We start from the raw sequence: 12287 nt of genomic DNA, 5'->3' as shown, positions 1-12287 counted from the left end.
GAGGAGCGCTGCGTGCGCGAGAACCCGAGTGGAACCGGGTCGAAGGGGATGAGTCGCGAGGAGGTCCTGGCCCTGCCAGCTGCCATTGACCTGGACACCAGCAACCGCGCGCTGGGTCTCGGGCGGAGCAAGGGATACGAGCTGGCCAAGCGGGGCGAGTACCCGTGCAAGGTCCTGCGGCTGGGCAAGGCGTACCGCGTGGTGACCGCCGACCTGTTGGATCTGCTGGGTCTGGCCGCTTGAGGGCGAGAGAAGGTAGCAGACCCTTCTGCGCTGAGCTGACACAGAAACGCTGGACTGTGCCCGGGGTCGTACGTACTGTTCGTCGTCGCCCTGCGTGGCCAAGTGCCCACGAGAGACGAGCGAGCCCCTGGCAAGCCGACGCTGGAGGCACCCGCAACATCCCCATCCGCGACCACACGGTCAACCCCGGAGGCCTGCACGGCCGCGGCCACCGGAGAAGGAGCTGCCCCTTGGAAGCTGCGATACCTGACACCGAATCCGTATCCGGTACGGCCACTTGGCCGCCGACCGCGATCCCCGGCCAGCCGGGCGCCCACCTACAGGATTCACAGCCTGTGGGTGCCGAAGCACCCGAGAGCCCTGTGGAGGAGGTCCGGCCCGCCAAGGAGGACGCCCCTCTTGTCGGCCCTCTTACTGAGGGCGCGCAGGTCCTGTGCGACCTGCGCGCAGAGATCAGCCGCTATGTCATGCTGCCGAGCGATGAAGCACTCTCGGCGGTGACGCTGTGGGTGGCCGCCACTCACCTGCAGACCGCATGGCAGCACGCCCCGCGCTTGGCGGTGCTGGGCCCGGCCAGGCGGTGCGGCAAGTCGCGGCTGCTGGACGTCATCACCGAAGTCGTCCACAATCCGCTGATCACGGTGAATGCCTCCGCCGCCGCGATCTTCCGGTCGATCACCGACGTCCCGCCTACGCTGCTAGTGGACGAGGTCGACACGATCTTCGGCTCCGTGAAAGTGGCGGAGAAGAACGAGGAGATGCGCGGCCTCCTCAACGCGGGCCACCAGCGCAACCGTCCCACCCTGCGGGTGTCCGGGCCCAACCACGAAGTGGTCCAGTTCCCCACCTTCGCGATGGCCGCCCTCGCCGGCATCGGGAACCTGCCCGACACGGTCATGGACCGGTCCATCGTCCTGCGCATGCGCCGTCGCGGGGGCGACGAGAGCGCCGAGGAGTTCCGCGTCCCGCGGGACGTCGCCAAGCTCCACGATCTGCGTGACCGCCTCAAGGTGTGGCTTCTCCCTCGGCACACGGAGGCAATGGATCTGGTGCCGCTCATGCCGGTCCGAGACCGGGCCGCCGACACCTGGCAGCCGCTGATCGCCGTGGCCGACCTCGCTGGTGGCCAGTGGCCCGCCCTCGCACGCACCGCGTGCGCGCGGATGGTCGCCGCCGAAACCGAGGCCGAGGAGGATCACCCCGGCGGAGCACGGATCCTCGCCGACATCCGCCGCGTCTTCGCAGCCCAGCGCGAGGTCGACAGCCTCACCACCGAGGAACTCCTGCACTACCTGTGCCAGGACCCGGAGGGCCCGTGGGCGGAGTGGGGGCGAGGTGGGCTGAAGCCTCGTGACCTCGGCGCGATGCTGCGCGAGTTCGGCATCCGCTCCGGCAACGTCCGGCTCGCCGACGGAACCCAGCGCAAGGGCTACATGCGCCACAAGTTCCTCGATCCCTGGCGGCGCTACTGCCCCACTGTCCACCCCGTCGGCCCCACCGGTCCGCCCAGCGAGAGCTGACACCCGAGCCGCCACGGTTGCCGTCCTTGCCGTCCCTGCCGTGACACCGCAGGTCAACAGGCATGCGGCCAAGACGGCAACCGGGCCCAAGACGGAACCCACCCAGGACGGTACCCGCATCCGTCTTGCCCCGTCCCCAACGTCTTGGCCCGTATCACCCCAGGTCACAGGGCTGCCGCCCGAGACGGCAGACGACAAGTTGCCGTCCGCTAGGCGATAGCGCCCGCACCCGAAATCGGCGGGGAGACCCCGCCCTCGCATGACGCCCAAGACGCCCGCAGGGCCCCGCCAAGACGGAAGGCCGGCACGCCCCCGTACCGGCCCTGACCTGCGATTTCAACGGCCAAGACGCCTAAGACACCTCACACACCCCCGAAGCCACGTAGGAGCATCCCCACACCCATGACCACCCTTGCCGCACCCACCACCACGAAGCACGAGCCCAGACGTGACGGAGCACCGTCCGGAGGCGGGAACGAAGTAACGGTCGCGCAAACCGCTGAGCGGTACACGCTCGCAGCGGCCGGGGCCGTCATCGTGGCCCTTACCGCCGGAGCGTTCTGGCTCTCGTACGCGCACCTCGCCGAGGTCGCCGGACGCCACGGTCTGGCCGCCTCCCCCGTCCGCCAGTGGGCCTGGCCCGCGACCCTGGACGCGTTCATCGTCGCCGGCGAGCTCCTGATGCTCCGCGCAGGATTGCGCCGCGTCACCGACTGGTGGGCGATCGCCCTCACCACCACCGGTTCCCTCGGCTCCATCGCCCTCAACGTCGCGGGTGTCAGCGGCACCCGGGGCACCACCACGGTGCCGCTGCTGGACTACGTGGTCGCGGCTGTACCCCCAGCCGCTGCTCTCCTGGCCTTCGGCGTCCTCATGCGCCAGATTCACGAGCACGTCGCCTCACCCGCCACCCCACGCAGCACGGATGACCGCAATCGTCCAACGGCGGTCTCCGTCCTACTCCCGGAGGCCGAGGGGAGCGCCTTCGACGGTCGACCCGAACCCATGGGCGACGAGCCAGAGGGACCCGGGGCCATCGCAGCCGAGACTGCCGCGGAGCCGGACGATGACCCCCGCGAGGCTGTCGCACCCGCGGCCCCGTCCCGGAAGGTCGGGCGACCGACAACCGGTGACCTGGACGACTTCCTCGCGATTGTGGAGAGGCTGGAAGGGGAGCCGACGCTGAAGCAGATGCGGGCGGCCATCGAGGGCGAGGGCCACTCGATCAGTAACGAGCGCCTGGGGAAGGTCAAGAGGGAGCTTGCGGATCTCCGCAAGCAGCAAGCCCTGACCGGAACCACGCCCGGACACTGACCGATATTCACCGCAGGTCAACGCCGGTAAGGCCGGACGGGACCGTGGCTGCTGCCTGACGGCCGCGGTCCCCGTCGATCACCACGCGATCCCCGTCCCCTCGCCACCGGCCCGGTCCCCAGCCCGCGAGCTGTGCTCCACGTTCCCTGCGCCGTGGCAGCCATCCGCCGCATTTCGGGGACAGTCGGCCATCCGGTCAGCTCTGGCTGCCGCGCGCCGCAACTCGTGCCAACACCATGGGCGCCCGCCCTCCGACCCCGTTTGTCCCGCACTGTCAGCCCACCCCCGCATCGGAGAAGCACGCCGTGACACTCGACCCGAACGACCCCGACTCCACGTCCTCGCTGGTCTCGAAGCAGAACGCCCGTTGGCGGACCGCGTTCGGGATGACCGCCCCTGGCGGAGCCAGTAGTACCCCGAGTCCGACTCAAGGTCGGCCTTCGGGGATCTCCGCCCCGGGGGTGGCGGAGACGGCCCAGCGCCAGGGGGCGCCGGACCGTGAGGTCGGGTCCGAGGGCGGCCACGACCAGGACACGCTCCACGCCGCCCAGCGCGACATCCTCCACGCCGAACGCAACGCCGAGCCCGCCGCCAGCGGCGAGCCGACGGTCAAGAGCGCCCAGCCCACGATCCGCCGCTTCACCGGCAACAAGCGCGGCGACCGCGTCGGCCCGCTGCGCTTCACCGACGACGAACGCCCCCGCCTCCAAGAGGCCGCCGCCGAGCACGGCTACAAGGGCGAATCCGGCTTCGCCGCCGACATCGTCCTCGCCTTCATCAACGGCAGGTTCACCGCCAACCTGCCCCTGTCCGAGGACCGCCGCCGCACGCACGTCTTCCGCGCCCAGGTCTTGCGCCAGTGCAACCGCATCGGCGTCAACATCAACCAGATCGCCCGCGCCCTGAACAGTGATCTCACCCCGCCAGACATACGCCAGCGCCTCGACGAGCTCCACGACTTGCTCACCCTGATCGCCGAGACCCTGCGCGAGCCCGCCAACCCGCAGGAGGTCCGACAGCCGTGATAGCTGCCATCAAGCCCTCCGGCGCCAACACCCGCGGACTACTCGCCTACCTCTACGGCCCTGGCCGACACGACGAGCACACCGACCCGCACATCGTGGCCGGCTTCGCCATGCTCGCCATGCCCGACCCCGGCCGCGACGAGAACGCCACCCTCACCCAGCTCGCCCGCTACCTCGACGAACCCGTACGCCTCCGCAACAGCGAGTTCGGCAAGAAGATCACCGACCACGTCTGGCACTGCCCCGTCCGCGCAGCCCCCGAAGACCGCCACCTCTCCGACGCCGAATGGGGCGAGATCGCCCAACGCATCGTCGCCGCAGCCGGCATCGCCCCCGAAGGCGACGACCTGGCCTGCCGCTGGATCGCCGTACGGCATGCCGACGACCACATCCACATCCTCGCCACCACCGTCCGCGAGGACGGCCGCCGCCCCAAGCTCCACGACAGCGGCATCCGCGTCGGCGACGCATGCCGCCAGATCGAGAAGGACTACGGCCTGCGCTGCCTGAAGAAGGGCGACCGCACCGGAACCCGCGCCCCCACCCAGGCCGAGATGCACAAGGCCCAACGCCTTGGCTGGGAGCAGACCAGCCGCGAATGGCTCCAGAACCGCATCCGCGCCGCCATCCCCCACGCCAGCACCGCCGCGGAGCTCCTCGCCTACCTCGAAGCCGACGGCATCGCGGTCAAGGCCCGCCGCGGACCGTCCGGAGACCTCCTCGGCTACGCCGCCGGCCGCCCCGGCGACCTCAACAAGGACGGCGAACAGATCTTCCACCCCGGCGGAAAGATCGCCCCCGACCTCACCCTCCCCAAACTCCGGGGCCGCCTCGAAGCCGGCCAGCCCGAGGAACACCCCACCGCCCGCCGCAACCGGCCCGCCACCAACTGGCACCAGGCCACCGAAGCCCTCGACACCTTCCGCACTGACCTCACCGACGACACCCACGCCCAGGCACACATCACCGCCTTCGGTGAACTCCTCGAAGCCACTGCCCAGAAAGCCCCGACCCACCTCCGCGCCGAACTCCAGGCCGCATCAAAGTCGTTCGCACGCGCCCAGCGCTCGCAGATCCGGGCGGAAGACCGCGCTGCCCACGCCATCCGCATGGCGGCTCGCGACATCGTCCACACCGCCACCGGCCCCGACGGCAGCGCCCTCGCCGCCCTCATCGCAGCCCTCCTGTGGGCCGGAATCATCGCCAACCGCTGGCACGATGCCAAGGGCCACGCCCACCAAGCCGACGCCGCCCGCCAAGCCCTCCACCACCTACAGGCAGCTGCCGACCAGGCCCTCACCCCCACGCTCGTCGTACTCGAGCAGCGTCAACCGAAGGAGGGAGCCCAGCGCACGCTCGCCCATGACGTACGCGCCTCCGTCCCCGACCAGGCCGACCGGATCCTCACCGACCCCAGCTGGCCCGCCCTCGCCGCGCTCCTGGCCGACGCGGAGGCCCGAGGCCACCAACCCCACCAGCTCCTGAAGGAGGCCGCAGCCCAGCGCGAACTGAGCACAGCCCGCCAACCAGCCCGTGTCCTGATCACCCGCCTCCAGCACACCGGCCGCAACCCCAGCCCCAACCCCCGTGCCGAAGCAGCCCGCCGACGCACAACGGCATCGTGGACCGGCCAGCCGGGACAAAGCACGCAGCCGCCCACCGCGCCCGCAGCCCCGCCGAACCGCCCACGACGCTGAGCTTGCCGCCTTCATGACCGACGAGGACCTCATCGAATACGACCGGCTGGGCGCCATCGTTTCTGCGGGCGCCGACGGCTTCCTCCCGCACGAGAACTGAGCGCAGGGGAGGGGCAAGGCCACGTGCACGGGCCACGACCAGCGGCCGGGATGTCATCCCGGCCGCCGGTCATGTTGTCGTGTTTGCGCTTCTGGCACGGGCATCGGCGCCGCGGTCTACCGGCGCAGCTCTTCCTCGATGAGGCGCGCGATAGTCGGCCACGGAACACGCAGGACGCTGAAGAGAGACCAGTAGGCGAACGCTTCGCGGACGATGGCGCTGACGCCGAGTTGTGCAACATCAGGGTCAATCGTGCCAATGACCCGTCGTGTGACGCCCCCAGCCCCGCGAGGCGCGGGATTGATTCCGTGGCCAAGGAGGAGCGTGGCAGTGCGGATGGCATCCAGCATCCATGGAGGTGCCGCGTCAGCGAAGCGCCCGTAAATCAGGTCGTGCCAGTGTTGCTGGGTGCGCGCCCAGGCGAGGCGTTCCAGACCGGTGCCGAGGTCTACTGCCATGCGGGTCGGATCACCGACGTTCCACAGGAGGACGATGTCGCCAATGCTGAGGCCGAGGTGGCGGAAGTGCAGCGTGATGCCTGCGACCTCGCGTCGGCGCCACGGGGTGAGAGTCCCGTGGACGCTCACGTGGCGCGCGTGGAACCCGAGTTGGGAGAGTACGGAAAACCAGCCGTCGAGAATGGCCCCGTACTCGTCAAGACGCTCTACGGGCTGGATGTGGGAGACGTTGACGAAGGAGGTCAGGAAGCCGTCGCACAGATCACCCGACGCGTCGCGTTCGCCAGTGAAGCGAACGACGGGCTGGGGGAGGAACCCGCGGCGGTACGTTTGAGGCTTGCCATCCTTGAGGAGCGGGTCGAGTGCCTGGACTGCCGAGATGGTGAGCTCTGTGTCGCGCCCCCAGCGGAGCGGGAGACAGTCGTCGCGTGAAGCGCCGACGTTGGCGAAGGCGGTCTCCAAACTGTGGAGGAGTTCCTTCCACGAGGGCGGCCGACGCGGCGGGCGGTAAGGGGTACCTCGGTGTGGGTGCTGGATCTCGATGCGGGGGCCGTCGACGGTGAACTCCCAGTGGGGGCCTAACGCCGCGCGAAGCACGGTAGGTATTCGCAAGGCCAGGGCGTCGCCGGCCCCTATGCTGGCTGCAGTCAGCACGATCGGGCTGCCATTGCCGAGAAGTGCCGCGCGGGGTCGAAGCGGCGCAGGCCGATCTCTTGGACCTGACTGTGGTCGAGGTCCTCAGCCTGCTCGATGACGTGTGCCAGCCGATGGGCCGCCGCCTCGTCGTCCCCGTCGGGGTCGGCCACGGTGATGGCGCCGGTCTGGTCGCACAGGGCGGCTTCGGCGCAGGTTCCGGTGCGCCAGGTGAGGGCGGCCATGGGGGTACCGGCGCGGAGGGACTCGCCGAAGACGGCGGCGCCAGCCTCCACGTAGGTACGGGCGTACGTGTAGACGAAGACAGAGGCATCGCGGATGGCTGCGGTCTTGGCCGGACCACCCAGTTCGCCCACCCAGTCGACGTGGTCCGTGCCGAAGAGGCGGCCGTGGCTCTGCACGTAGTCGTGATCGAAGACCGGGCCGACGATGCGAATCTTCCGGCCGAGGATCTGAGCGGCGCGTACGGCCAGGTGCGGTGCCTTCTCGGCGTCGATGCGGCCGAGCCAGACCAGATCCTGTCCTGCGACAGCCGGCGGCTCCTCCTCGTTGAGGCCGAGGTGCACGGCCAGCTCGGGGATCGGCTGGTGGTCGGCATACCGCTCGATCATCTCGGGCGAGTAGCAGTAGAGGCGGGACCGCTTGCCGTCGAAGGCGGTGACAGTGTGCTGGAATACCGGCGAGTGCTGGAACGTGGCGACTTCGCAGTCCAGCGCGTTCCAGGTGCGGGTCCAGGCAGGCAACGAGGGGTACTCGTGCCCCACGACCAAGAGGTCGTACCCGGTGTCGCGGAGCTCGCGCTCGGCGAGCGACCCGGCGGTGATGTCCTCCAGGCGGACCGGCTTCCGGACCCAGTCGTTCTCCAGGTCCGTGAGCCAGCCCTGCCCGAGGAGGTGTACGTCGGCGCCTGCGGCTCGGGCGCCTACGGCGACCGCCCACAGCCATCGTTCGATCCCGCCGTACCCGGCGGGTGGAAAGGCGTAGCTACCAGGGAAGTCGCAGACGCCGACGAGCACTTATGCCTCCGGTGTTCCGTCCGCCGAGATACGGCGGAAGCCGAGGTACGGGAAGAGAGATTCGGGAAGAACGAGGGAGCCGTCCTGCTGCTGGCACTGTTCGAGGAGCGCGGCCACGGTGCGTCCGATGGGCAGGCCGGAGCCGTTGAGGGTGGCGACGAGCTTGGGCTTGCCGTCCTCGCCTCGGGTGCGGATGTTCGCGCGGCGGGCCTGGAAGGTGCCGAAGTTCGAGATCGAGGAGATCTCGCGGTACGTGTTCTGGCTCGGGATCCAGACCTCGATGTCGTACGTGAGCTGGGCGGAGAAGCCCGTGTCACCGGCCGCCAGCTTGACGACGCGGTAGGCGAGGCCGAGCTCCTTCAGGCACGCCTCGGCGTGGCCGACCATCGTCTCCAGCGTGGCGTCCGCGTCCGCTGGCTCGACCATCTGGACGATCTCGACCTTGGCGAACTGGTGCTGGCGGATCAGGCCCCGGGTGTCACGACCGTACGAGCCCGCCTCGGACCGGAAGCACGGAGTGTGCGCGGTCAGGGACAGCGGCAGGTCGGCCGGCGGGATGATCTCGTCGGCGTAGAGGTTGGTCAGCGGTACCTCGGCCGTCGGGATGAGGAACAGTTCACGGTCGGCTACGCCGGTCTTGAACAGGTCCTCCTCGAACTTCGGCAGCTGTCCGGTGCCGGTCATCGTCTTGCGGCTGACCAGGTACGGGACCGCGTGCTCGACGTATCCGTGCCGGCGGGTGTGGATGTCGAGGAAGAGCGTCGCCAGGGCGCGCTCCAGGGCAGCGCCCGCCCCGCGGGAGACGACGAACCGGGGGCCCGACAGCTTCGTCGCCCGGGCGAAGTCGAGCATGCCGGTGCTCTCGCCGAGGTCGACGTGGTCCTTCGGCTCGAAGGAGAAGGCCGGCGGGGTGCCGACGCGGCGGACCTCGACCGCGAACTCGTCGGAATCGCCGTCCGGGGCCGCGTCGTCCGGCAGGTTCGGGATGGTCAGGAGCAGCTCGCTCAGCTCCTCCTGTACCTGCTCCTGCTCGGTGTCGATGTCCCGGATCTGGTCCTTCAGCTCGCGGGCGCGCTCCTTCAGCTTGGAGATGTCGCCGCCCTGCTTGGCCATCTGCTGGACCTCGCTCGCCACCCGCTTGGCCTCCGCCCGCAGCTCGTCGGCTGAGCGGATGCTCTGGTTGCGCCGGGACTGGAGGTCTTCCAGCCGGGACAGGTCCAGGGAGTAACCGCGACGAGCGAGCCGACGAACTGCTTCGGCACCCATTTCAATCAGGGCGCGGGCGTCATGCATGAGGAAGATCCTTTTTATCCAGCGAGTGGGATGGGGATACCCCATCGACGTTAGCAACCGTCGCCCCCTCGCTGATCCGCAATATCGCCGCGTCACTGGCGCCGGTGATCTCCCTACGCGCACCCGAATCAAGATCGCCCAGGAGTGCGGTGATCAGAATGGGCAGCTCGTCATCGGTAATGGCGACCGGCTCGACGTACGGGGCCTCGGGGAGGAACAGCGGCATGGCCTCCCCCTCCGCGCGGTCGCGGTACCAGAGGAGGACCGAAACCAGCAGGCCGTGCCCGACGAGGACCCGGGGCCCAGGGCGCTCCAGAGCCCCGAGCACTCCGGCGAGCATCCGGCGGATGCCCTCGCGCTGAGACTCGGAAGCGCCGGGTGGGCGCTCGCCGGAGCCGTGCGTGTCGAGCCAGACGGCGTATTCGAGGAAGGGGCTGCTCTCGAATTCCCCGTAGTCCAGTTCGTTCAGCCGGGGGTCGACCACGAGCCCGGCGGACGGGACACCCATCAGCAGCGAGGTCGTCTGGCGAGCCCTCGGGAATTCGCTGGTCAGCCACGTGGCCACCGAGTGCAGGGGGAGCGTGGTCCAGGCGCGGCGCAGGGAGTGCCGGCCTTCCTCGTTGAGGTGGATGTGCTTGGTCGGGTCGCCGTTGACCAGGTAGCGCTTGCTGTAGTTCGTCTGGCCGTGACGGAGGACGTACGTCGTCATCGGTCACCCCCTGCTCCAGTAGCCAGCAGATCGGACAGGACCGCGGCGATCTTCGGTTCCGCGGGGTCGCGAATCTCCCTGTAGTAGAGGAGGCCATCGACAGCGAGGGCCCTGCACCACGGCAGGATCTCCGGTATGGGGATACGGGAGATTCGAGCGGCGGTGGCCAGCCGATCGGCCATCCCCCGTTCGAGGTCGTAATAGACGCTCCAGAAAGCCCAGTCGAAGACTGCGTCACCTTCCACAGGGTGTGGATCGATCAGGCGTGGTTGCCGCCGCGCGTCGAAGATGACGTTCTCCGCGTACAGGTCCGCGTGCAGGACTGTCGTCCGGTCGGGGGCTTGGCTCAGGCTGGCGAGCCCGTGACACGCCTCCCGTACGAGTCCGTCATGGGTGCCGAGGTCGAGCGCCTGCGCTCGTTGGTGGATGCGAGGCAGAACGACCTCGCGCATGAAGTCGGTCAGCATGGGCACGCCCGATCCGGGCCTCCGGCGGCCAAAGGCATGGAGCCTGTGGATCGCGTCGGCCACCGATTGCGTCGCCCGTGCGGGACGATGGGCGCCCCCGGGCCGTCCGCCGACCAGCTCCAGGGCCGCCACCGAGAGGTCATCCGCCGCCTCGGCTACCTTCGCGGTCGGGCCGCCTGCCCATATCCGTAGCGCGGTGATCTCGTGGCGGTAGCGGATGGGATCGACCCACGCCTTCAGAACCAACCGGCTCCCGTCGGGTGCCACGGCGAGCGCGACCGCAGAGGCGTGCCCGGCATCGTGGTAGCCCCTCAGCGAGAGGTCCCACCGCTTGGCCGCCTCGGCCAAGAGGCCCGGGGCGGCCTCCAGCCACTCCTGGACCGACGGACCGTAGTGCGCGAGCAGCCGCTCCCGACACCCCGAGGGCACATATCCGAGCGTCTGCGCCGCCATCAGCTCAGCACGATCCCGTCGGAGACCAGCTCGTCGGTGAGGGCGGGGAAGCCCTCCAGCGCCTCGGCCACGAGCGCCTGGACCTTGTCGGTCTCGGCGTCCGGGGAGGACAGCCGGATCAGGATCCGCCACGGCTGGTCGAGGCGCTGGCCGGTGGTGCTGACCAGGTGCACCTCCGCATGCCCGTCGGTGGCCTCGTGCAGCCGCTCGGCCAGGCGCTGGGCGGCAATGTTGTACAGCTTGCCGACGTGGTAGACGGGGTTCTTGCCGTTGGCGCCCTCCAGGTTCATCGGACGCAGCGGTGTGATCAGCCCGTTGACCCGGTTGCCGCGGCCGACGACACCCTCGTCGCCGGACTCGATCGAGCTGCCGGTGTACGTCAGGTACAGCTCGTCCTTCTCCGGGACGTCGCGGGCGTTGAGCCTGAAGCGGGCCGGTGCACCGGGGAGGCGGAGGCCGGCCATGCGGTAGCACTCGGCCAGGACGGTCTCGGCGTTGCGGACGTACTCGGCGCGGCTGCCGACGTGGCGCGACTTCTGCGGGACGCACAGGACGATGTCGGCCTGGTCCCCGTCCCAGTAGCCCATGAGCTTGACGTCGGAGCCGCACCAGGCGTGGGAGAGGGTGAAGTCGCTCTCGCCGGAGAAGTGGTTCACCAGCTCGCGGACGAACGACTCGAAGGCGTTCTCCGGGGCCCAGCCGGTGCCGAGGGAGGTGTCGTTCGAGAGTCGCACCCGACGCTCTCGCAGGTCGTCGATGGAGCGTGGGTTGAACCAGCGGGTGCGGTCCGGCACCGCGTCGCCCGTGAGGACCGCGCCGGGGCTGGAGTTGCTGGTGATGTTGAACGTGATGTCGAGGTGGTCCGACACTTCCGGGAGCCGCTCGGCAAAGAACGCCCTGACCTCGGCCTCGACGATCTCCTCAACGGGGATTGCCTCGCCTCCGCACATGGGCGCGGCCCGCCCGTTGACCAAGACACGGACCGGGGCCGTCATCCCACCAGCGCCGTAGCGGACCTCGCTGGCCCCGCCGAGGAGCGCGAGCTTGTCGAAGTTGTGGTGCAGCACGGCGCCGAAGCGCTGGACGGTGTGGTGGCTGTAAGCGCGGGACAGCCGCTCGGCGAGGTGGTCGGCCAGGGTATCGGGGTGGCCGAGTCCCTTCCGCTCCACGATGGTCGTCGCGTCGGGCTTGGTGGTGCCCGTCTCGATGGACAGGAAACCGCCCTCAGTCGTGATGGTTTTGCGCATGACAAACTCCGATCTCTCTGCCTGAAGAAGACGGGTGCGACGGATGAGCGTCATTAGCCAAAGCCGCTTGATGCAGGTTGAGTTGCTCGCA

Annotated in this window: 11 protein-coding genes; 5 read left to right on the top strand and 6 right to left on the bottom strand. The window is 69.4% G+C overall.

What is annotated here, in order from left to right:
- Positions 1-48 precede the first annotated feature (48 nt).
- The 5 genes from ACFWP3_RS13610 (at position 49) to ACFWP3_RS13590 (ending at position 5799) form a co-directional block, all read left to right on the top strand.
- The gene (locus ACFWP3_RS13610; RefSeq protein ID WP_384219887.1) at positions 49-243 is read left to right on the top strand and encodes a hypothetical protein; all 195 of its coding nucleotides are present in this window, start codon (positions 49-51) and stop codon (positions 241-243) included.
- Positions 244-473: 230 nt separating this feature from the next.
- Positions 474-1763: a DUF3631 domain-containing protein gene (locus tag ACFWP3_RS13605; protein ID WP_384219883.1), complete on the top strand. Its 1290-nt coding sequence runs from the start codon at positions 474-476 to the stop codon at positions 1761-1763.
- A gap of 402 nt (positions 1764-2165) precedes the next feature.
- Positions 2166-3077 carry a DUF2637 domain-containing protein gene (locus ACFWP3_RS13600; RefSeq protein WP_384219881.1) on the top strand — a complete coding sequence of 304 codons (912 nt, stop codon included), beginning with the start codon at positions 2166-2168 and terminating at the stop codon, positions 3075-3077.
- Positions 3078-3382: 305 nt separating this feature from the next.
- Entirely contained in the window at positions 3383-4102 is a 720-nt protein-coding gene (locus tag ACFWP3_RS13595) for a MobC family plasmid mobilization relaxosome protein (RefSeq protein WP_384219878.1), read from the top strand.
- Complete coding sequence (locus ACFWP3_RS13590) at positions 4099-5799, top strand: relaxase/mobilization nuclease domain-containing protein (RefSeq protein WP_384219876.1); 1701 nt, start codon at positions 4099-4101, stop codon at positions 5797-5799. Before ACFWP3_RS13595 ends, ACFWP3_RS13590 begins: the two co-directional genes overlap by 4 nt.
- A gap of 216 nt (positions 5800-6015) precedes the next feature.
- Here the strand turns inward: ACFWP3_RS13590 and ACFWP3_RS13585 are convergent, their stop codons facing one another.
- From ACFWP3_RS13585 to ACFWP3_RS13560, 6 genes are all read right to left on the bottom strand, one after another.
- The gene (locus tag ACFWP3_RS13585) at positions 6016-6819 is read right to left on the bottom strand and encodes a hypothetical protein (RefSeq protein WP_384219874.1); all 804 of its coding nucleotides are present in this window, start codon (positions 6817-6819) and stop codon (positions 6016-6018) included.
- A gap of 185 nt (positions 6820-7004) precedes the next feature.
- Positions 7005-8027: a glycosyltransferase gene (locus ACFWP3_RS13580; protein ID WP_384219872.1), complete on the bottom strand. Its 1023-nt coding sequence runs from the start codon at positions 8025-8027 to the stop codon at positions 7005-7007.
- Positions 8028-9320 carry a serine--tRNA ligase gene (gene serS, locus ACFWP3_RS13575; protein WP_384219870.1) on the bottom strand — a complete coding sequence of 431 codons (1293 nt, stop codon included), beginning with the start codon at positions 9318-9320 and terminating at the stop codon, positions 8028-8030.
- Complete coding sequence (locus tag ACFWP3_RS13570; protein WP_384219868.1) at positions 9313-10029, bottom strand: histidine phosphatase family protein; 717 nt, start codon at positions 10027-10029, stop codon at positions 9313-9315. The genes serS and ACFWP3_RS13570 overlap by 8 nt, the downstream gene beginning before the upstream one ends.
- Positions 10026-10949: an aminoglycoside phosphotransferase family protein gene (locus tag ACFWP3_RS13565; protein WP_384219866.1), complete on the bottom strand. Its 924-nt coding sequence runs from the start codon at positions 10947-10949 to the stop codon at positions 10026-10028. Before ACFWP3_RS13565 ends, ACFWP3_RS13570 begins: the two co-directional genes overlap by 4 nt.
- Positions 10949-12196, bottom strand: coding sequence for a methionine adenosyltransferase (locus ACFWP3_RS13560; protein ID WP_384219864.1), 1248 nt, complete (start codon positions 12194-12196; stop codon positions 10949-10951). The genes ACFWP3_RS13565 and ACFWP3_RS13560 overlap by 1 nt, the downstream gene beginning before the upstream one ends.
- Positions 12197-12287: the final 91 nt, after the last annotated feature.

The organism is Streptomyces sp. NPDC058525, from assembly GCF_042719495.1.
GTDB lineage: Bacteria > Actinomycetota > Actinomycetes > Streptomycetales > Streptomycetaceae > Streptomyces.
Note: the sequence above shows the minus strand (reverse complement) of the source record. Positions and strands in the feature narration are given on the sequence as shown.